This is a genomic window from Candidatus Methylomirabilota bacterium (assembly GCA_035764725.1).
GTDB lineage: Bacteria > Methylomirabilota > Methylomirabilia > Rokubacteriales > CSP1-6 > DASRWT01.
On record DASTYT010000080.1, the window covers coordinates 1 to 19,392 of the forward strand.

General features: G+C 71.2%; 21 protein-coding genes. 17 read left to right on the forward strand and 4 right to left on the reverse strand.

Annotated features, from left to right (window positions below; genetic code table 11):
• Positions 1-302 (forward strand): dihydrodipicolinate synthase family protein (locus VFX14_12815; protein HEU5190562.1); only part of this gene is annotated, 302 nt, incomplete at its 5' end.
• A 10-nt stretch (positions 303-312) separates the two neighbouring features.
• Complete coding sequence (locus tag VFX14_12820) at positions 313-1,122, forward strand: alpha/beta fold hydrolase (protein ID HEU5190563.1); 810 nt, start codon at positions 313-315, stop codon at positions 1,120-1,122.
• Positions 1,123-1,146: 24 nt separating this feature from the next.
• Here VFX14_12820 and VFX14_12825 read toward each other — a convergent pair whose 3' ends face one another.
• The gene (locus VFX14_12825) at positions 1,147-2,043 is read right to left on the reverse strand and encodes a M23 family metallopeptidase (GenBank protein ID HEU5190564.1); all 897 of its coding nucleotides are present in this window, start codon (positions 2,041-2,043) and stop codon (positions 1,147-1,149) included.
• A gap of 181 nt (positions 2,044-2,224) precedes the next feature.
• Here VFX14_12825 and alaC point away from each other — a divergent pair, with 181 nt between their 5' ends.
• From alaC to VFX14_12870, 9 genes are all read left to right on the forward strand, one after another.
• Positions 2,225-3,397 carry an alanine transaminase gene (gene alaC, locus VFX14_12830; GenBank protein ID HEU5190565.1) on the forward strand — a complete coding sequence of 391 codons (1,173 nt, stop codon included), beginning with the start codon at positions 2,225-2,227 and terminating at the stop codon, positions 3,395-3,397.
• A gap of 25 nt (positions 3,398-3,422) precedes the next feature.
• Entirely contained in the window at positions 3,423-4,724 is a 1,302-nt protein-coding gene (locus VFX14_12835; GenBank protein HEU5190566.1) for a homoserine dehydrogenase, read from the forward strand.
• Positions 4,725-4,738: 14 nt separating this feature from the next.
• Positions 4,739-5,737, forward strand: coding sequence for a lysylphosphatidylglycerol synthase transmembrane domain-containing protein (locus VFX14_12840; protein ID HEU5190567.1), 999 nt, complete (start codon positions 4,739-4,741; stop codon positions 5,735-5,737).
• Positions 5,738-5,882: 145 nt separating this feature from the next.
• On the forward strand, positions 5,883-6,458 hold the full coding sequence (locus tag VFX14_12845; protein HEU5190568.1) for a sigma-70 family RNA polymerase sigma factor: 576 nt from the start codon (positions 5,883-5,885) through the stop codon (positions 6,456-6,458).
• Entirely contained in the window at positions 6,455-6,955 is a 501-nt protein-coding gene (locus tag VFX14_12850) for a zf-HC2 domain-containing protein (protein ID HEU5190569.1), read from the forward strand. The genes VFX14_12845 and VFX14_12850 overlap by 4 nt, the downstream gene beginning before the upstream one ends.
• A gap of 2 nt (positions 6,956-6,957) precedes the next feature.
• The gene (locus VFX14_12855; GenBank protein ID HEU5190570.1) at positions 6,958-7,242 is read left to right on the forward strand and encodes a hypothetical protein; all 285 of its coding nucleotides are present in this window, start codon (positions 6,958-6,960) and stop codon (positions 7,240-7,242) included.
• Position 7,243: 1 nt separating this feature from the next.
• Positions 7,244-7,876 (forward strand): DUF3106 domain-containing protein, encoded by a 633-nt coding sequence (locus VFX14_12860; protein ID HEU5190571.1) that lies wholly within the window; start codon positions 7,244-7,246, stop codon positions 7,874-7,876.
• A 191-nt stretch (positions 7,877-8,067) separates the two neighbouring features.
• Positions 8,068-9,306: an aspartate kinase gene (locus VFX14_12865; GenBank protein HEU5190572.1), complete on the forward strand. Its 1,239-nt coding sequence runs from the start codon at positions 8,068-8,070 to the stop codon at positions 9,304-9,306.
• A gap of 1 nt (position 9,307) precedes the next feature.
• Complete coding sequence (locus VFX14_12870; GenBank protein ID HEU5190573.1) at positions 9,308-10,423, forward strand: zinc-binding dehydrogenase; 1,116 nt, start codon at positions 9,308-9,310, stop codon at positions 10,421-10,423.
• 27 nt (positions 10,424-10,450) lie between these two features.
• Here VFX14_12870 and VFX14_12875 read toward each other — a convergent pair whose 3' ends face one another.
• Together VFX14_12875 and VFX14_12880 are read right to left on the reverse strand one after the other, a co-directional pair.
• Complete coding sequence (locus tag VFX14_12875; GenBank protein ID HEU5190574.1) at positions 10,451-12,973, reverse strand: ATPase, T2SS/T4P/T4SS family; 2,523 nt, start codon at positions 12,971-12,973, stop codon at positions 10,451-10,453.
• Positions 12,974-13,032: 59 nt separating this feature from the next.
• Entirely contained in the window at positions 13,033-13,461 is a 429-nt protein-coding gene (locus VFX14_12880) for a PilZ domain-containing protein (GenBank protein ID HEU5190575.1), read from the reverse strand.
• 95 nt (positions 13,462-13,556) lie between these two features.
• Here VFX14_12880 and VFX14_12885 point away from each other — a divergent pair, with 95 nt between their 5' ends.
• Together VFX14_12885 and merB are read left to right on the forward strand one after the other, a co-directional pair.
• The gene (locus VFX14_12885; protein HEU5190576.1) at positions 13,557-14,489 is read left to right on the forward strand and encodes an NAD(P)-dependent oxidoreductase; all 933 of its coding nucleotides are present in this window, start codon (positions 13,557-13,559) and stop codon (positions 14,487-14,489) included.
• Positions 14,486-15,013 (forward strand): organomercurial lyase, encoded by a 528-nt coding sequence (merB, locus tag VFX14_12890; GenBank protein ID HEU5190577.1) that lies wholly within the window; start codon positions 14,486-14,488, stop codon positions 15,011-15,013. Before VFX14_12885 ends, merB begins: the two co-directional genes overlap by 4 nt.
• Before the next feature lie 137 nt (positions 15,014-15,150).
• Here merB and VFX14_12895 read toward each other — a convergent pair whose 3' ends face one another.
• Entirely contained in the window at positions 15,151-16,491 is a 1,341-nt protein-coding gene (locus tag VFX14_12895; GenBank protein HEU5190578.1) for an amidohydrolase family protein, read from the reverse strand.
• Positions 16,492-16,540: 49 nt separating this feature from the next.
• Here VFX14_12895 and VFX14_12900 point away from each other — a divergent pair, with 49 nt between their 5' ends.
• The 4 genes from VFX14_12900 to VFX14_12915 form a co-directional block, all read left to right on the forward strand.
• Positions 16,541-17,311 carry an IclR family transcriptional regulator gene (locus tag VFX14_12900; GenBank protein HEU5190579.1) on the forward strand — a complete coding sequence of 257 codons (771 nt, stop codon included), beginning with the start codon at positions 16,541-16,543 and terminating at the stop codon, positions 17,309-17,311.
• Positions 17,311-18,075 carry an SDR family oxidoreductase gene (locus VFX14_12905; protein HEU5190580.1) on the forward strand — a complete coding sequence of 255 codons (765 nt, stop codon included), beginning with the start codon at positions 17,311-17,313 and terminating at the stop codon, positions 18,073-18,075. The genes VFX14_12900 and VFX14_12905 overlap by 1 nt, the downstream gene beginning before the upstream one ends.
• Positions 18,076-18,158: 83 nt before the next feature.
• Positions 18,159-18,623, forward strand: a complete 465-nt coding sequence (locus VFX14_12910) for a helix-hairpin-helix domain-containing protein (GenBank protein ID HEU5190581.1) — start codon at positions 18,159-18,161, stop codon at positions 18,621-18,623.
• Between the two features lie 15 nt (positions 18,624-18,638).
• Positions 18,639-19,392, forward strand: a 754-nt coding sequence (locus tag VFX14_12915; protein ID HEU5190582.1) for a ComEC/Rec2 family competence protein, incomplete at its 3' end; no start/stop codon positions are given.

A 19,392-nucleotide genomic window follows, 5' to 3' on the forward strand; every position in this document is an offset into this window, starting at 1 on the left:
TCTCGCGCGGCGCCGACGGCGCGATGACCGGCTTCCCCTACCCCGAGGCGCTGCGCGCCATCCGCGACGCGTTCGTCGCGGGCCGTCGGGATGATGCTCGGCTCCTCTTCTACCGGTGGCTGCCGCTCATCCGCTACGAGAGCCAGCCCGGCTCCACGCCCGGCACCTCCATCGCGATCCGCAAGGAGATCCTGCGGCGCCGGGGCTGGATCGCCTCGTCCTGCGCGCGCCCGCCCGCCGCCGCCCTCGACGCGGGCACGCTGGACGAGCTGAGTGAGCTCCTCGCCGCCGTCGTCGGCTGAGGGCCCCGCCATGCCACGCGCGACCGTCAACGGCATCGGGCTCTTCTACCAGGATCTGGGCGCGCACGGCGGCGACCCCGTGGTGCTGATCATGGGCTGGGGCGGCGATCACACCGCGTGGGCCTTCCAGATGCCGGCGCTCGCCGAGGGTTACCGCGTGATCGCGCCCGACAATCGCGGCGCGGGGCAGAGCGATCAGCCCGACGCCCCGTACTCCATCACGGGGATGGCCGACGACGTGGCCGCCCTGCTCGCCCACCTCGGCGTGGAGCGCGCACACGTGTGCGGCGCCTCGATGGGCGGCATGATCGCGCAGGAGCTGGCGCTGCGGCACCCCGGGCGCGTGCGGACACTGCAGCTGCACTGCACGCTCGCGCGGCCCGACGCTTACGGGACTCACCTCGTCGAGACCCTGCTCGCGGTGCGCGCCCGGGAGAACCGGGAAGAGTGGGCGCGGGCGATGCTGCCCTGGATCATCTGCCGCAAGACCGTCCACGAGCGCCCGGACTTCGTGCAGCTCATGCTCCAGCGCGCTCTCGACAATCCGTATCCGACGAGTTACACCGGCCTGCGCCGGCAGGCCGAGGCCATCAGGGACCACGACACGCTCGAGCGTCTGGGCGCCATCCGCGTGCCCACGCTGATCACGGTGGGGACCGAGGACATCCTCGTGCCCCCGACCTTCTCGCAGGAGATCCAGGCGCGCATCCCCGGCGCGGCCTTCATGCTCATCCCCGATGCCGGCCACGTCCACTTTCTCGAGCAGCCGCAGGCCTTCAACGACGCGATGCTGGCGTTCCTCTCGAAGCACAGGAGCTAGGTGCGCGCCTACCGGCGCGGGTGGTCAGTCCCAGAGGTAGGAACGCGGGTTGACCGGCTGCCCCTTCACCTGGATCTCGTAGTGAAGGTGGGGTCCCGATGAGCGGCCCGTGTTGCCCGTATGAGCGACGACCTGGCCGCGCTCGACCTTCTGCTCGGCGGCCACGTCCACGCGGGTCAGGTGACCGTAGAGCGTCTTGATGTCGTTGCCGTGATCGATGATCAGGGTGACGCCGTACTCGGGTTGGCTCCCCGCAAAGACCACAGTACCCGCCGCGGGCGCCACGACCGGGGTCCCCCGCGCGGCACCGATGTCCATTCCGCTGTGGGCTTCCAGCGCGTCGTCGGCCCACGGCGAGCTCCGCCGGCCGAACTCCGAGTTCACGGGCCCGCGGACGGGCCAGCGCGACGGGAGCGCCCCCAGCACGCGGCCGGCCTTCTCGACGTAGCGCTCGAGCGTGCGGAGACTCTGCGTCTCCGCGCTCACCACGCTGGCCAGCCGCTCCAGCTCCTCGACGGTGCCGCTGGCCGGATCCTCGGGGATGCTTGCCGGCGCCGCCGACCGTCCCCCGATGGCGGTGCCCCGGCGCTCCTGCCCCGCCTCGGGCCCGAAGGGCGCCCAGATGCGATCGTGGAGCCCACGCCAGTTGTCGACTTCGGCGCGGATCTGCGCCACCCGCTCCTGGAAGGTATCGAAAACGAGGCGCTGCTCGGCGAGGCGGGCCTGGAGGGCAGCGAACTCGGCGCGCTGGCTGCGGAGCGAGGCATAGTCGCGATACCAGGCGCCGCCGGCGATCAGGGCCAGCCCCAGCGCCCCGACGGCGACCGAGAGCATCCAGCGCGGCGCCGAGAAGCGGATCACGCGGGCGCCATCCCCGCGCTCGACGACCACCTTCACCCGCTCGAGGCCTCGTTCGCTCACTGAGTAGGTCTCGTCGCGGGCAACCCCGCCCCGCGGCTACGCGTTTCTAGCATCGGCCTCCGGGGGTGTCAACCCTGAAACGTCCCACGGCCGGCGGCGGCCGGGCGAAGGCCTCGCGCCATCCGCCCGATTTGTTGACAGTTTTGCGACATGCGGAGTATCATCCGCTGGCGAGGTTTTCATGGACGAGTTCTACCGGATCAAGCGCCTCCCCCCCTACGTCTTCGCCATCGTCAACGACCTCAAGGCCAAGGCCCGCGCCCGAGGTGAGGACGTGATCGACCTCGGAATGGGGAATCCAGACCAGGCCACCCCGAAGCACATCGTCGACAAGCTGGTCGAGGCTGCGCGGAACCCCCGCAACCACCGGTACTCGGCCTCGAAGGGGATCACCCGGCTCCGGAAGGCGATCACGACGTGGTACCGCGACCGCTACGACGTCGAGCTGGATCCGGAGACCGAGGCCATCGCGACCATCGGCGCCAAGGAGGGTCTCGCCCACCTCGCGCTGGCCGTGCTCCAGCCGGGAGACGGGGCTCTGGTTCCGAACCCCACCTACCCGATTCACTCGTACTCGGTGGTGATCGCGGACGGCGACCTCCGCTCGGTCCCCCTGGTGCCCGGCGAGGACTTCTTCGCGCGGCTCACGGAGACAGCACGGCTGGCCTGGCCCAAGGCCAAACTCCTGATCCTCTCGTTCCCGCACAACCCGACCACCCTCTGCGTAGACCGGGACTTCTTCGTGAAGGTCGTGGAATTCGCCAGGGAGCACCGGCTCATGGTGGTCCACGACTTTGCCTACGCGGACATCCACTTCGACGGCTACACGCCGCCGTCCTTCCTCCAGGTGCCCGGGGCCAAGGACGTGGGGGTGGAGTTCTTCTCGACGACGAAGTCGTACAATATGGCGGGCTGGCGCCTGGCCTTCTGCTGCGGCAATCGGCAGATGGTCAACGCCCTCGCGCGGATGAAGTCCTACCTCGACTACGGTGTGTTCCAGCCCATCCAGATCGCTGGCATCGTCGCGCTCGAGGGTGACCAGAAGGTCGTGGGCGAGATCAACGAGATGTACCGGAAGCGGCGCGACACGCTCGTCAACGGGCTCAACAAGATCGGCTGGCGGGTGGAGAAGCCCAAGGGAACCATGTTCGTGTGGGCGCCCATTCCCGAGGCCTTCCGCGCCATGGGCTCGCTGGAGTTCTCGAAGATGCTGATCCAGGACTGCAAGGTGGCGGTGTCACCGGGCATCGGTTTCGGCGAGTACGGGGAAGGCTTCGTCCGCTTCGCCCTCGTGGAGAACGAGCAGCGCATCAAGCAGGCGCTCCGCGGCCTCAAGACCCTCGCCGCCCGGTGATCGCGCCCGGGCCGACGAGGACGCGGTGAACGAGATCAAGATCGGCCTGCTCGGCCTGGGCACTGTCGGCGCGGGCGTCGTCCGCATCCTCCAGAGCCACGGCGGCGAGCTCACCGAGCGTGCGGGCTGCCGCCTCGCCATCGCCGCCATCGCGGACCTGGACGTCACCCGCCCGCGCGAGGGCCTCGACATCACGCGGCTGCCGCTCCACGCCGACGCGGGTCGGGTCCTCGATGATCCGGAGATTCGCGTGGTGATCGAGCTGGTGGGCGGGCTCGAGCCGGCGCGCACGTTCATCCTGCGCGCGCTCGCCGCGGGCAAGCACGTGGTCACCGCCAACAAGGCGCTCCTCGCCCACCACGGGCCCGAGCTCTTCGCGGAGGTTCGGCGCAATCGCGTCATGCTGGGGTTCGAGGCGGCGGTGGCCGGCGGCATCCCCCTGATCCGCGCGGTGAAGGATGGCCTCCCCGCCAACCGAATCCTCTCCGCCTTCGGCATCGTCAACGGGACGTGCAACTACATCCTGTCCAAGATGACCGACGAAGGCCTCGACTTCTCGGTGGTGCTCAAGGAAGCGCAGGCGCGCGGCTACGCGGAGGCCGACCCGACCCTCGACATCGAGGGGCTGGACTCGGCGCACAAGCTCCAGATCCTCGCCATGCTCGCCTTCCGCACCGCGGTGGACCTCAAGGACATCTACACCGAGGGCATCACCGGGGTCGCGCAGGAGGATGTGGTCAACGCTCGCGAGCTCGGCTATCGCATCAAGCTCCTCGCCATCGCCAAGGCGGCCGAAGGCACGCTGGAGGCGCGCGTGCACCCGACAATGATCCCGGCGGCCTCGCCGCTGGCCGCGGTCTCGGGCGTGTTCAACGCGGTGTTCATGACCGGCGACAACGTGGGCGACCTCATGTTCTACGGGCGCGGCGCGGGGCAGCTGCCCACCGCCTCCGCGGTGTGGTCCGACGTGCTCGACATCGCCCGGCGCGTCGCCCACGGGCTCCCCGCCCTCGCGGTGGATCTTCCCGGGAACGGCGCCGCCGCCCTGCCCATCCGGCCAATGGACGACATCCGCACCGCCTACTACCTGCGTGTGATGGCGCTCGACCGGCCGGGCACCCTCGCCCAGGTCGCCGGCCATCTCGGCCAGCACGGGATCTCCATCGTCTCGGTGCTGCAGAAGCGGCGCGCGGAGCAGCACGAGGCGGTGCCGATCGTGATGATGACCCACGACGCGCGCGAGCGGGACATGCGCGCCGCGCTCGCCGCCATCGACAAGCTGCCCGTGGTGGCGAGCCCGACCACCATGATCCGCGTCGAAGCCTGAGCGAGCCGGCGCGGATTCCGTCGGGCGGGCGTCTCCTCAAGGTCGCCCTCGGTCTCGCGATCAGCGGGGCCCTCCTCTACTATCTCTTCCGCTACGCCGACGTGCGCGCGATCACCGCGCGTCTGGCCGACACTCGCTGGAGCTTTCTCGCCCTCAGCATGGCCCTGAACCTCTTCTCGCTATGGTGCCGGGCCCATCGGTGGGGCTTCCTCTTCCCGCCTGGCGCGCGGCCGACCCATCTGTTCAACGCCGTCATGATCGGCTACATGGGGAACAATCTTCTGCCGCTGCGTGCGGGCGAGGTCCTCCGCGCCTACGTGGTCGCGCGCCGCGGCGAGAGCTTCTGGACCGTCGTCACCACCATGGTCGTGGAGCGAGTGCTCGACGGTCTCGCCGTCGGGCTGATGCTGGCCGCGGTGTTCTTCCTGGTGCCGGTCCCGCGGGAGCTCGAATGGGCGGCCCTGCTTTTCCTCTCCATCGACGTCGCCCTGATCGCGGCGCTGGGGGCGCTCACGCTCGCTCCCGACCGTGTGCGGCGGCTCGCGGCAGCGCTCACGCATCGGTGGCCCGTGCTGGCCGCACGCGTCTCGCATGTCCTCGACACGCTCGACAGCGGCCTGGCGGGGATCCGCGCCCCCAGCCACATCCCCTCGACGGTCGTCTGGTCCACCCTGATCTGGGTGACCCTCATCGCCACCACCTGGACCTGCCTGCTCGCGTCGCATCTCGACCTGCCCATCCTGGCCGGCCTCACCACCCTGGCCTTCCTGGGCCTCGGGGTAAGTCTCCCGTCGAGCCCCGGCTTCGTGGGAGTAATCCAGCTCGCCTGCTGGGCTGCCCTCCGGCTCTTCGACGTGCCGGAGAACGACGCCCTGTCGTTCTCGATCCTCTTTCATGTCTCCCAGTTCGTGCCGGTCACGCTCTGGGGCCTCGCCCTCCTCCTCGTCGAGCACGTGAGCCTTGCCGAAGCTCGGCGTCCCGACGACAGTCCTCCTTTGTCGACAGGCACTTAGATGGCGCGATCCGTGTAAACGCTCCGCCTCTGGCCCCCGTCGAATCCTTCAGAGCGATGGAGGAGATGCGCAACGGCTGGAGGACGTCCAGGACGAGTGACCTCGGCCGTCTACGCGTGTGGGAAGATCGGGCCGGGACGATCCGGTGGAGCAAACCGATGAGGCGCTGTGTCGAGCGGTGGCGAATCGCGAGCCGGGAGCTTTCGACCTCCTGGTCGAGCGATACCAGGAGCGCGCCTACCGGATCGCCTGGTCCATCGTCCGGGACCGCGAAGACGCCAAGGACTGCGCCCAGGAAGCGTTCCTGCGCCTTCACGAGTCAGCGGGGACCTTCGCCGGGCAGTCGAAGTTCTCGACGTGGTTCTACCGCATCCTCGTCAACTGCTGCCTGGACAACCGCCGTCGGGGACGGGGCTGGCGCCGTCTCCTGGTCTGGCGCGACGCCGCCGATGACGAGCGGGACGACGATCCCATCGAGCGCCATCCCGCCCCCCTGGAGGACCCGGGCACGCACGTGGACGAGGAGCGACAATTGAGCCAGCTCTGGAACGCGGTGGATGGGCTGTCGCCCCGCCAGCGGGCGGTCGTGCTTCTGCAGTGCCGCGAGGGTCTCGCGACCAAGGAGATCGCCGAGGTGCTCGACATGTCGGAGGCCACCGTGCGTGTGCACCTGCACCGCGCGTTCACGACGCTGCGCCGGCGTGTGGGGGGTAAGCGATGATGGCGAGCGAGCATCCGTCCGATCGGCTCGTCCCCTATTTGCGTGGCGAGCTGGCGGCGGCCGAGCGCACCGCGATCGCCGCGCATCTCGAGGGCTGCTCGGCGTGCCGGGCGACCCTCGCCGACTTCGCGGCCCTCGGCGAGCGCCTCGCGCGAGCGCCCGAGCCGGCGCCACCCATTCACTGGGGCGCGTTCCGCGCGGAGCTGCGCGAGGCCCTCGCGCGCCGGACCGGCCAGGCCGCTCGCCCGCGCCGCTGGTCCCTCGGCCCCCTGCCCGCGGCCCTCGCGGCGGGGCTCGCGGTGATCGTGCTCTATCTCGCGATCCCCGGCCAGAACGCTCGGCTGCCCCGGGGCGATCAGGCGCTCGTCGAGGATTCGCTGCTCGCGAGCCAGCTCGATCTGATCAAGGATCTGGACGTCGTGCAACGCTTGGATCTCCTCGAGGACTTCGACGTCATCGGCCGGCTCGACCGGCTCGAGCCCAGCGGCAAGAGCTGAGCATGCGGCCCGCGCGGGGGATGCTGCCGCTCGCACTCATCGTGCTGGCGGCGACGCTGGCGCGGGCGGCCGATCCCGCGCCCCTCGAGGCGGAGATGCTGCGCGACCTCGATGTGGTGGGCAGCCCTACCTACGCGCGCGATCGCGAGCTCGCCCGCAAGCTCCGGCTCGTCGAGCGGATGCGCATGCTGGAGGAGCTCCGGCAGATCGAGGCCGAGGCGCCCCCGCAGCCGGTAGCTCCGACCAATGTTCCGGCGGCGCCTGCCGCACCCAGGGAGGTGAAGTGACATGCTGAGGCGGCCGCTCCTCCTGCTGCTCACCGTCTCGATGCTCGCGCTGACGCCGGCCGCGTGGGCGCAGACGACCGCGCCCGCCGGCGATCCGCCCATCGCCGGCATGGACAAGCTCTCGCCCGACGAGCAGGCACGGGTCCGCCAGAACCTCGAGCGCTGGAAGAACATGACGCCCGAACAGCGCGAGCGCGCGCTGGAGAACTACCGGCACTGGAAGTCGCTCACCCCCGAGGAGCGTCAACAGGCGCGCCAGAACCACGAGCGGCTGCAGCGCATGACGCCCGCGCAGCGCGCCCAGGTCCTCCAGGACTTCCAGCGTTGGAACGATCTGCCCGAGGAGCGGCGGCGCGAGCTCGAGCGGGCTCACGAGCGCTTCCAGAAGCTGCCACCCGAGCGCCAGCAGCAGATCATGGAGCGCCTGCAGCGCTACCAGAGCATGTCGCCCGAGCAGCGGGCGCGCGTGGACCGGAACCTCGAGCGCTGGCGGAGCATGACCCCCGAGGAGCGGCAGAAGGCGCGGGAGGCCTGGCGCGAGCGCCGGCGCGAGCGCAACGAGGATGAGGGGCCCGGCCCGCGCCCCGGCGGTGCCCCGCGCCAGGCCCCACCGCCGAGCCGCCAAGCGAGGTAACCGCCGCCTTTGCTTGGCGAGCCGCAGCCGAAGGCGAGGCGAGCGGATACATGATGCTTTCCCGCGCGGAGCGCGGGGGCGAGCCGCAGCCGAAGGCGAGGCGAGCGGATACATGATGCTTTCCCGCGCGGAGCGCGGGGGCGAGCCGCAGCCGAAGGCGAGGCGAGCGGATATGATAAATTGCTGCCTCTATGGGGCAGCAGTCACAGTTGATCGTGCAGAAATACGGCGGCTCGTCCGTCGCCGACCCGGAGAAGGTCAAGAACGTGGCGCGCCGGGTGGCGGAGTCCGCCCGCCAAGGTCACCGGATGGTCGTGGTCGTCTCCGCGATGGGCAAGACCACCGATGCGCTCGTCGCGCTCGCCGGCGCGATCTCTCCCACCCCCGACCCGCGCGAGCTGGACATGCTGCTCGCCACCGGGGAGCAGGTCACGATCGGCCTGCTCGCCATGGCGCTCCAGTCTCTCGGGCTCGCCGCCTGCTCGTTCACCGGCGCCCAGGTGGGCATGGTGACGGACGACGCCCACACGCGGGCGCGTATCAAGCGCATCACCGCCGAGCGCATCGGCGCCGCCCTGGCCGAGGGCAAGATCGCGGTGGTGGCGGGCTTCCAGGGCATGACGGAGGCGGGTGACATCACCACCCTCGGGCGCGGCGGCTCCGATCTCACCGGGGTAGCGCTGGCCGCCGCGCTGAAGGCCGACGTCTGCGAGATCTTCACCGACGTGGACGGCGTCTACACCGCCGATCCCAACGTCGTCCCCGACGCGCGCAAGCTCGCCCGCATCTCCTACGACGAGATGCTCGAGATGGCCGCGCTGGGGGCCAAGGTGCTCCAGGCACGCTCGGTGGAGTTCGCCAAGAAGTACGGGGTGCCCGTGCACGTCCGCTCCACGTTCAAGCCCGACCCGGGCACGCTCGTCATGAAGGAGGATCAGGGCATGGAAGACGTCGTGGTCACCGGCATCACCCACGATCGAGGACAGGCCAAGCTCTCGATCCTGCGGGTGCCGGACCGGCCGGGCATCGCCTCGCGGGTGTTCGGCTCGCTGGGCTCCCAGAACATCGTGGTGGACATGATCGTGCAGAACATCAGCCGCGACGGCTACACCGACATCTCCTTCACGCTGCCGCGCGCCGACCGGGCGCGGGCAGAGCAGGTGCTGGCCAACGCGGCCCGTGAGGTGGGGGCGGCGGGGGTGGCCACCGACGATCGCGTGGCCAAGGTCTCCATCGTGGGTGTCGGCATGCGCAGCCACGCCGGGGTGGCCGCGCGCATGTTCGACACGCTCTCGAAGGAGGGCGTCAACATCCAGATGATCTCCACCTCCGAGATCGCCGTCTCCTGCGTCATCGAGGACAAGTACACCGAGCTGGCGGTACGCGCCCTTCACGACGCGTTCGAGCTCGGCACGGAGCGAGGTGCCTGACATGGCGAGCATGGCCACCGCGGCGGTCTTCTTCGGTCCTGGCAAGCCCTTCGAGCTGGTGCAGGTCCCCATTCCCGAGGTGGAGCCCGAGGGCGTGCTGATCCGGGTCACCCGCGCCAACATCTGCGGAAGTGATCTCCACTTCTGGAGAGGTGACGCGCCGATCAAGGTGCCGGAGGGCGGCTGGATCTTCGGCCACGAGATGACCGGCACCGTCGCGCGCCTGGGCAGCAAGGTGAAGACGGACTCACTGGGCCGGCCGCTGAAGGAGGGCGACCGGGTCGCCTACACCTACTTCTATCCGTGCGGCCGTTGCCACGCCTGTCTCCACAAGGAGCCTGCGGCCTGCCCCAACAAGATCGAGCGCCCGGTGGGGCCCGCGGTCTTCCCGCACCTGCACGGCGCCTTCGCCGACCACTACTACCTCCGTCCCGGCGGCCACCTCTTCAAGGTGCCCGATGCGCTGTCCGACGACGTGGTCGCGCCGGTCAACTGTGCGCTCGCCCAGGTGCTGTACGGTCTCTGGGTCGCGGGCGTGCGCATGGGCGACCGCGTGCTCATCCAGGGCGCGGGCGGGCTCGGTGTGCAGGCCGCCGCGGTGGCCAAGGACATGGGCGCCTCCACGGTGATCGTGACGGACCAGATCCCCGGCCGGCTCGAGCTGGCCCGCGCGTTTGGCGCCGATCACACCCTCAACGTCAAGGAGGTCCCGGAGCGGCGCGATCGCGTGAAGCAGGTGCGCCAGTGGACGGACGGCGTGGGCGTGGACGTGGCCTGCGACTTCGTGGGCTTCCCCGCGGTGATCCCCGAGGGCATCGAGATGACGCGCTCCGGTGGCACCTACCTCGAGATCGGCACGATCAGCCGCGGGGCGAAGCTCGAGCTCGAGCCCTCGCTGCTCGTGTGGGGCTCGAAGAAGATCCAGGGCGTGATCCAGTACGATCCGTGGGTGATCCCGCGGGCGCTGGACTTCCTCATGCGGACGCGTACGCGGTTCCCGTGGGACCGCATCATCTCCCACAAATTCGCGCTCGCGCAGATCAACGAGGCGTTTGCCGCCTCGGAGTGGCACGGCAAGGACAGCCACACCATCACGCGCGCGGCCCTCACGCCCTGACGCGCGGCGGGGCCGGCGGCCGTCGCGTCAGCGGATCGCGGCGGCCTTGACCTGGCGGTAGTCGGTCACGCCCTGCAGGACCTTGAGGATACCGTCCTGCACCAGCGTCGTCATCCCTTCCTGCTTGGCGCGGGCGAGGATCCGCGGCACGCGGGCGCCCTTCTGGATGCGTCGCTTGATCGCGTCGGTGGCGAGCAGGAGCTCGTGGATGGCGATGCGGCCGCGGTAGCCCTTGCCGTCGCAGTGCTCGCAGCCACGGCTCTCGGAGAGCTCGAGGCCGTCGCCGTAACGATAGCCCTGGACCTCCAGCTCCTCCGGCCCGAACGCCTCGGCCATCTCGTCCCAGTCGCGACGTGACGGATGGTGCGGGCGCCGGCAGTCCGGGCACAGGCGCTTCACGAGGCGCTGGGCGAGCACGCCCAGCAGCGCGTCGGCAAAGTTGAAGGGGTTGATCCCGAGGTCGAGCAGGCGCACCACCGTCTCGACCGCGCTGTTCGTGTGCAGCGTGCTGAGCACGAGATGCCCGGTGAGCGACGCCTCCACCGCGAGGCCGGCCGTCTCCGCGTCCCGCATCTCGCCCACCATGATCACGTCGGGATCGGCGCGCAGCAGCGCGCGCAGCGCGGCCGCGAACGTGTAGCCGATCTTGGGGCGCACCTGCACCTGCCGCAGGCCGTCCTGGCTGATCTCGACGGGATCCTCGGCGGTCCAGATCTTCCGGACGCCGGTGTTGAGATGGGCCAGCATGGCGTGGAGTGAGGTGGTCTTCCCCGCCCCCGTCGGCCCCACGCACAGGATGAGGCCGTAGGGCTTCTCGGCGATGGCCTTGAGGACATGGAGGTTGCGATCACTCAGACCGAGGTGGTCGATCGAGAGTACCCCGGTGTGGCCCAGGAGCCGAAGGACCACGTCCTCGTTCCCGCCGACCGTGGGCACCGTCGCCACCCGCAGCTCGATCTCCCCTTGGCCGGCGGTGCGCAACCGGATCTTCCCGTCCTGCGGTCGGCGGCGCTCCGCGAGGTCAAGGCCGGCCATGACCTTGAATCGCGCCACCAGGGGATGGCGCAGCGGGGGCGGGATGTGCTGGTAGTCGACGCAGGTCCCGTCCACGCGGAAGCGGATGACCGTCTTCCGCGACGAGCCGCGCGGCTCCAGGTGGATGTCGGAGGCGCGCGCGCGGTGGGCGTCGAGGACCACCTGATTAGCCAGGCGCACCACCATGCTGTCGTTCTCGGAGATCTCGGCGGTGACGATCTCGTGCACGTCCTCCACCACGGGCTCCGTGCCCACCTCGCCGAGGATTTCGTGCACGGACCGCTCGGCGCGGTGCGGGCCGCCTGCCATCTCGTCGAGCGCGCGCAGGATGCGCTCCCGCATCGCGACGACGAGGGTGACCTTCGCCGGCTGGAGCAGGGCCTCGATGGCATCGATCCTCAGCACGTCGTGCGGATCGTCCACTGCCACGGTGACGACGTCGTCCACGCGCTTGATGGGCAGCCACCGGGCGGCCCGCAGCCGAGCGCGCTGCAGGCCGGCGAGCAGCTCGGGCTTCACGGCGGGCCGTCCATCGAGGGAGACGTACGGGCAGCGGTAGTAGAGGGAGAGGGCGGCGGCGAGATCCGCCTCGCGGATGCCGTGATGCTCGAGGAGCACCGACTCGGCGCTCACCTGCCGGCGCCGGGCCTCGTTCAGCGCCTCGCCGAGCTGGCCGCGCGTCAGGTGCCGCTGGGCGATCAGGTAGTCGAACTTGCCCATGCGGATCTGGCGCCCGCCGGGCCTCGGCGGCGTCTCGGCGCCGCGTGGGGCGGCCTCGGCGGGCTCGCTCCCGGAGGGGCGGGTGATCGCTGTCGCGCGAGCCGCCCCACGGGCGGACGGCGCCCGGTTCGCGCGCTGGAAGTCACCGACCGTCTCGATCCGGCAGAGGGTGGCGTCGCGAAACTGAATGGGCTGACCCAGCTGCTCCCAGACTTGCTGATCCCCCGCGGTCGGCAGATCGAGCCACGTCACATCCTCACGGCGGATCAGCGCCATGCCGGCCGGGACCCCTTCGATCGCGGCCCAGGCCGAGGTGCCCGGACGAGCCCGCGCCGCGTCGAGGAAGCGATCCACCATCGGGCTGCGCAACACGTCGCACCGGAGCACGAGGAGGTCGCCGCCGAGGTCGGCGCCGAGCCGGGCGAGGATCGCCCCGTCCGACTCGCCGGCGGGAACGCGGAGGTAGTCGAGCGCGACACCCCACCGCTCCCCGGTCCCGAACACGCGCTCGAACTGCTCGGCGTGCGAACCCAGCACCACGAGCGCGGACGAGATGCCGGCGGCGCGGAGTGAATCCAGCGTGTGCTCGGCCAGCGGCCGGCCGGCGACGGTGAGGAGCGCGGCGCAGCGCTCCTGGGTGATGGCGCGCAGCCCGTCGGGATCGCCGTGCGCGAGGAGCACCGTGTGGAGCGTGCCCGGCTCGACGTTGCCGTACGCAGACCCGGGGCGTGCGCTTGCCGAAGGGTTGGATTCGGACGTGGACTTGCCGGTCTCGGTCGGGACGGGTCGATACATGTCTACGGGATACCGAGCAAACCGGGTGCCACGCCCCGCGCTCGGGGAGCGCGCCACAACTAGCTGGAATATTCGAGCACGCCGTCGCGCGCGGCGGGCGGCCTGCTCCCGGAGCCCACGGGATTGGAGGGATTCCTCCTCGCGGGAAGGGAGGGGACACACGGCGAAGAATTTGCGCCTTCGGACAAGTGAGCGCGATCAGCGAGCGACGACGAGCCGGCGGGCAGCACGCGCTCGCGGGTCTGGAGGCCGACGCCGCGCGAGCTGATGTGGCGGACCTCGGCGACCGTCGCGATGGACGCCCCGCTGGCGCCCACGATCTCGATGCGATAGCAGTCGCCCACCTTCAGCGCGGTGGTCGGCGCCGAGACGAAACAGAGCCCGTGATCGCTCACGTCCACGGTACGGCCGACGAGAAGGCCCCCGTCGGTCCAGACCTGGCCCGGCCACGAGGCGGGCAGCCGCAGGTTGCGCCGGCGTTCGTCCATGGCGCGCCTCCCCGCCCCGACTTCAACATGGACGGTCCCCCCTGCACAAGACCTCACCCCGCAGCTGGAGTATGCTCCCTGCCGAGGAGGACTCCATGAACGTCGGATTCATCGGGCTGGGGCTGATGGGCGGAAGCATGGCGCTGAACCTTCAGGCCGCGGGGCATGGCCTCTGCGTCCACGACCTCCGGCGCGAAAGCGCCGCCCCGCACCTCGCCAAGGGCGCAGTATGGAAGGACTCGCCGCGCGCGCTCGCCGAGGCGTGCGACGTGGTCTTCACCTCGCTCCCCGGGCCGCCCGAGGTGAGCGCGGTGGCCGCGGGCGCCGACGGGCTCATCCACGGCATGCGGCGCGGCGGCGCGCTGTTCGATCTGTCGACCAACTCGCCCTCCGTGATCCGACGGCTCCACGCGCAATTCAAGGAGCGCGGCGTGGAGGTGCTCGACGCGCCGGTGAGCGGCGGGCCGTCCGGCGCCAAGTCACGCAAGCTCGCCATCTGGGTGGGCGGCGACAAGGGGACCTTCGACACGCATCACGCCCTCCTCGAGGCCATGGGGGATCAACCCTACTACGTAGGCCCCATCGGCGCCGGCGCGGTGGCCAAGCTGGTCCACAACTGTGCGAGCTTCACCATCCGCGCGGCGCTGGCCGAGGTGTTCTGCATGGGCGTGAAGGCGGGTGTGGCCCCCGAGCTCCTGTGGCAGGCGGTGCGACAGGGCGCGAGCGGGCGGGCGCGCACGTTCGACCGGCTCGCGGACAAGTTCCTGCCCGGCAGCTTCGACCCGCCGTCGTTCGCCCTCAAGCTCGGCCACAAGGACGTCTCGCTCGCCACCGAGCTGGGACGCGAGGTCGGCGTGCCGATGCGGCTCGCCAATCTCGCGCTGGCGGAGATGACGGAGGCGATGAACCGGGGCTGGGCCGACCGCGACTCGAGCGTCTACATGCTGCTCGAGGAGGAGCGCGCGGGCGTGAAGATCTCGGTGCCGGCGGACGCCCTGCGCAAGATCGTGGAGCGCGACGGGGCGTGACGGGCTTCCCGCCGCTTCCCCTCACCACCGCCGCGGAGCTCGTCGACGTGGACGCGGCGGCCCGCGCGGCCGCCCGCCGCGCCGCGCGCGAGGGCCCCATCATGCGCGCGGTCCTCGAGCTCTTCGCCGACCACGGCGGGCCGGTGCCCGTCGCCGCGGTCGCCGCGGCCACCGGGCTCGCCGTGGACGCGGCGGCGCTCGCTCTCCAGGACCTCAGCGACGACGATCTCCTCGTGCTCCGCGAGGAGACGGTAGAGCTCGCCTATCCGTTCAGCACGGCGCCCACGAGCTTCGTCGCTCGCCTCCTCGACGGCCGCGAGCGCTTCATCTGCTGCGCGATCGACGCGCTGGGCCTGGCGCCCATGCTGGGCGCGCCAGTAGTCGTGACGTCCGCCTGTCATCACTCGGGCGCCCCGCTTCGCTTCGCGGTGACGCCCGAGGGCCCGGCGCCCGAGGCCGCCCCGCTCATGGTGTGGGCCACCCGATCGGGCGGCGACGACGAGCGGGCCTGCACCGGGCTCTGAACCAAGCTCAACTTCTTCCGGTCGGAAGACGATCTCCGCAGATGGTGGACACGGAATCCCGGCGAGCCGGGGGCCGGGATGACGCTCGCCGAGGGCTTCCTGCTCGGGCGCCGCATCTTCGGCGGACTGCTCCGCGGCTACCAGGGTAGGATGGCGGGCTCATAGGGCTCGATCCGCTCCTTCACCGCCAAAAGAGGCTCGATGCCGTAGAGGCGGCGGGCGTTCTCGCCGAGCATCTTCCGCTGCGCCGCCTCGGGCACGCCGAGCTGCGCCATGTGGTGGAGTCCGTCCCAGGCGTCCTCGGCGTCGTGGTGCGGGTAGTCGGAGGACCAGATCGCGATGTCCTGGAACTCGTCCCATAGCCGGTACACGAGCGTCTCGTCGGACTCGAAGCCGATGAAGCAGCGGGCGTGGAACGCCTCCACGGGGTCGCGGAGCGGCCGGTTCCCGCGCTGGAACGCGAAGAGGTTGGAGAAGTTCGAGGCGCGCGCGAGGATGAGGGGCAGCCAGGACGCGTTGGACTCCAGCACCGCGGCCTTGAGGCGGGGGAACTTCTCGAGCCATCCCGTCTGCATGACCACGGTCACCCAGGTCATCGCCTCCATCACGAAGCCGAGCGTCTCGGAGGCGTCGATCGCCGGGTCCATGGCTGCGGTGATGTTCGACACGAACTGGCCGGGCGAGTAGACCACCGCCTCGTCCGTGAACAGGAGCCCCTGCCCCGAGTGGCCACGCGCCTGCGCCATGCGCTGCCCCCAGTCCGCGGTCAGCGCCTCACGAGACGGGAACGTGTGCATGGCCAGCACCACGTCCAGGTCCTCGAATTCGCGCCACAGGGGATCGAACTCGGGCAGGGTCGGATAGCGCCCGTTCCAGAAGCACGGACGCACCGCCGCCGCCTTGAAGCCGAGCTTCGCCACGCGGCGCAGCTCGGCGACGGATGCCTCGATGCTCTGCAGCGGCAGCACCGCGCAGGGGTAGAGCCGGGCGCGGTCGGCGGCGCAGTAGTCGTGCACCCAGTCGTTATAGGCCCGGGCGAGGATCGCTGCCGCGCCGGTATCCCGCAGGAGGGCCAGCCGGACGAACCACGTGGGGAACAGCATCACCTGATCCGTCCCGAGCGCATCCATGTCGCGGAGGCGCGCTTGGGGATCGCGGCAGCCGAGGAGGCGGCCGAACCGGGCCTTCCACTCCTCGGTCCCCGGGGTCAGCCGGCCCACTTCCTTCTTGTCCCAGCGGGCCCACCCCACCTCGGCGGCGTTCGAGCGCTCCCGCGCCGCCGGCACGATGCGCCCGTTGATCATGAGGAGATCGCTGTCGGTGTGGAAGCAGAACTGCGTCTTCACCCAGGCGCGCTCCTTGGCCGGCACGTACTCGTCCCAGACCGCGGGCGGCTCCACCACATGGCTGTCGCAGTCGAACACCGGGAAGGTCTTCGTCGTCGGGCCCACGGCGGCGTCCTCCTTGGCGGTTTTCACTATGTGAAGTATCCTTCTGGCGGCCGGATTATGGAGACCGGCGCCGCCCATGTCAATCAAGCCCGCCTACATGACCGCGACGCTGGCCAAGGGGCTCGACGTGCTCGAGGCTCTCTCCGACGTGGAGGATACCGGGCTCACCGAGCTCGCGCGGCGGCAGGGCGTGTCCAGTCCCACCCTCTTCCGCATCCTCGCCACTCTCGCCGCCCACGGCTATGTGGCGAAGTCGCCGGGCGGCCGCTATCGCCTCACCCTCAAGACGTGGGAGATCGGCGCCAAGGCGGTGCGGCGGCTCCCGCTGCGCGACCTCGCGCGGCCGCTCATGGAGCGCATGACGGCGGAGACGGGTGAGACCGTGCATCTCTCCGTGCCGCGCGGGGCCGCCATCGTCGTCATCGACAAGGTGGACAGCCCCCACCCGGTGCGCGTGGACACCTTCGTGGGCCTGAGCGCGCCGGCCCACTGCTCGGCCACCGGCAAGGCGCTGCTCGCCGTGCAGCCGCCGGCGGCTCTCGAGAAGCTCCTTCCCCTTCGGCTGCCCCGGTACACCGACGCCACCATGACCGATCGCGCCGCGCTGCTGCGCGAGCTCGCCCAGGTGCGCCGAGCGGGCTGGGCGCGGAATCGCGAGGAGTGGCGGCCCGGCGTCTGCGCGGCGGCGGTGGTGGTCCGGGATGCTGCCGGCGAGCCGGTCGCGTCGCTGAGCGTCACCGTGCCGACGTCGCGCTTCACGAGCGAGGCGGTGCGCGAGCGCCTCGTTCCCGCGCTCAAGCGCTACGGCCGCGCGATCGAGGCCCAGCTGGCGCGGACGGGCCGGTGATGCGCGACCCGACCGGCCTGTCGCGCTTCTCGCTCGGGGGCCGGGTCGTGCTGATCACGGGCGCCCGCGGCGGGCTCGGCCTCGCGATGGCCCGCGGCATGGCCGCCGCCGGCGCGCGTGTCGGCATCAACGGCCGCGACGCGCGGCTGGCCGAGGAGGCCGCGGCAACCATCCCCGACGCGTTCGCGGCACCCTTCGACGTCACCGACCTCGGCGCGGCCGCGGCGGGCATCGAGCGCGTCCTCGCGCGGTATGGTCGGCTCGATTGCCTCGTCAACAACGCCGCGCTCCGGGACCGGCGCGCCCTTCACGACATCGCCGCCGGCGACCTGCGCCGACTCCTCGAGACCAACCTCGTGGGCGCGTACGAGCTGTCGCGCCTGGCCGCCCGGCACATGGAGGGCAACGGCGGCGGGCGCCTCATCTTCATCACGTCGATGGTCGGTCCGCAGTCCTTCCAGGGCGATCCCGCGTACACCGCCTCCAAGGGCGGGGTGACGGCATTGATGCGCGCCCTCGCGGTCGAGCTGGGCCCGAAGGGGATCACCGCCAACGCGATCGCGCCGGGCTTCTTCCTCACCGAGGTCAACGCCGGATTCTTCAGCGGTCCGCAGGCGGCGGAGGTAGGCCGGCGCATTCCGCTCCGGCGCTGGGGCCGGCCCGACGAGCTCGTCGGCGCCGCCATCTTCCTCGCCTCGGAGGCCGCGTCGTACGTCAACGGTCACGTCCTGACGGTGGACGCGGGTCTGTCGATCGCGCTGTAGGCCGGGGTACGGGCACGGATACACGTCGGTGTATCCGTGCCGACACTCTAGTCGGCAGCCTGCCCGCATGGCAGCGTGACGCCATGCTCTACTCGCGCTCGCAACTCTCGCTGCTCCTGCTCGTCGGCCTCGCGCTCCTGGGCGGGCTCGTCGTGCGCGAATGGCGCGCGGGCTTCCCCGAGGCGGCGGCGCGCGTGGAGGGCTTCGACCGCGACGAGACGCCCACCGTGCCGGGTCCGGTGCCTCTGGGCTCGCCACGTCCGTCCCGCCCCGCGCCATCGCCGCTGACGCGGCCGATGCCGGGCCCGCGCCCTGACTCGATCGCGCATGTGGAGTCGGTGGCGGACCCGCGCCCTCTCGATCTCAACACCGCGACAGCGGAGCAGATCGCGCGACTTCCCGGCGTGGGCCCCGGGCTCGCCCGCCGCATCGTGGAGGAGCGTCAGCGGCGGGGCCGCTTCGACGGACCGGAAGGACTGCGCTCGGTGCTGGGCGTCGGGCCGCGCAAGCTCGCCGCCCTGCGCGATCTCGTCACGGCTGCGCCCTAGCGTGGAGCGCCGCCCGTGCCGCCGCCCACGCTGGCTTCGGTCCCGCCCGTGCTCCGGGCGCCGCTGGTACCGCTGGCGCTGGCCTGGGGGGCGGGCATCGCGGCCGGCAGCACGCTGGCATCGTCGCCGCGGGCTCTGATCGTCGCCGGCGCCCTGCTGCTCCTCGGCACCGCGCTCGCGCTCGTACGTGCGCGCGATGGGCTCGCCGTCGCGCTCGTCCTGAGCGCGATCGCGATGCTGGGCGCCCTACGCGCACGCGAGCTGCCGCCGCCTCACGACGACCTGACGGCCACGGTTGCCGACGGTCCGGTCTCGGTGGAGGCACGACTCGTCGAGGAGCCTCGGCGCTGGGCGCCGGACCGGACACGCGTGGTCCTGGACGTGGAGGCCGTGGTGGCCGACGACGAGCGGCGTCCGGCCTCGGGCCGGGTGCTGGTCACGATCTACGGCGAGGCGCCGCCCCTGGGCGAGGGACAGCGCATCGCCGCCGAGCTGCGGCTCCACCAGGCGGTGGGCTTCCGCAATCCGGGTGGCTTCGACTATCCCGCCCAGCTCCGGCGCGAGGGCATCGCGCTCGTCGGCAGTGGACGCGGCGACCGCATTCGCCCCCTCACCGTGGACGCGCCGCCGTGGCCCGCGCGCGTGAAGCGCTGGGCGGTGGCACGCCTCAACGCCGAGCTGCCCGAGGCCTCGGCGGCGCTACTGGCCGGCCTGCTCCTCGGCGAGCGCACCGCGCTGCCCCGCGAAACCGACGACGCATTCCGCCGCG

Excerpts from the sequence above, each read along its gene's own strand:
- VFX14_12820 (HEU5190563.1), top strand. The coding sequence starts at position 313 with ATGCCACGCGCGACCGTCAACGGCATCGGGCTCTTCTACCAGGATCTG.
- alaC (HEU5190565.1), top strand. The coding sequence starts at position 2,225 with ATGGACGAGTTCTACCGGATCAAGCGCCTCCCCCCCTACGTCTTCGCC.
- VFX14_12850 (HEU5190569.1), top strand. The coding sequence starts at position 6,455 with ATGATGGCGAGCGAGCATCCGTCCGATCGGCTCGTCCCCTATTTGCGT.
- VFX14_12855 (HEU5190570.1), top strand. The coding sequence starts at position 6,958 with ATGCGGCCCGCGCGGGGGATGCTGCCGCTCGCACTCATCGTGCTGGCG.
- VFX14_12860 (HEU5190571.1), top strand. The coding sequence starts at position 7,244 with ATGCTGAGGCGGCCGCTCCTCCTGCTGCTCACCGTCTCGATGCTCGCG.
- VFX14_12865 (HEU5190572.1), top strand. The coding sequence starts at position 8,068 with ATGGGGCAGCAGTCACAGTTGATCGTGCAGAAATACGGCGGCTCGTCC.
- VFX14_12870 (HEU5190573.1), top strand. The coding sequence starts at position 9,308 with ATGGCGAGCATGGCCACCGCGGCGGTCTTCTTCGGTCCTGGCAAGCCC.
- VFX14_12875 (HEU5190574.1), bottom strand. The coding sequence starts at position 12,973 with ATGTATCGACCCGTCCCGACCGAGACCGGCAAGTCCACGTCCGAATCC.
- VFX14_12880 (HEU5190575.1), bottom strand. The coding sequence starts at position 13,461 with ATGGACGAACGCCGGCGCAACCTGCGGCTGCCCGCCTCGTGGCCGGGC.
- VFX14_12885 (HEU5190576.1), top strand. The coding sequence starts at position 13,557 with ATGAACGTCGGATTCATCGGGCTGGGGCTGATGGGCGGAAGCATGGCG.
- VFX14_12900 (HEU5190579.1), top strand. The coding sequence starts at position 16,541 with ATGTCAATCAAGCCCGCCTACATGACCGCGACGCTGGCCAAGGGGCTC.
- VFX14_12905 (HEU5190580.1), top strand. The coding sequence starts at position 17,311 with ATGCGCGACCCGACCGGCCTGTCGCGCTTCTCGCTCGGGGGCCGGGTC.
- VFX14_12910 (HEU5190581.1), top strand. The coding sequence starts at position 18,159 with ATGCTCTACTCGCGCTCGCAACTCTCGCTGCTCCTGCTCGTCGGCCTC.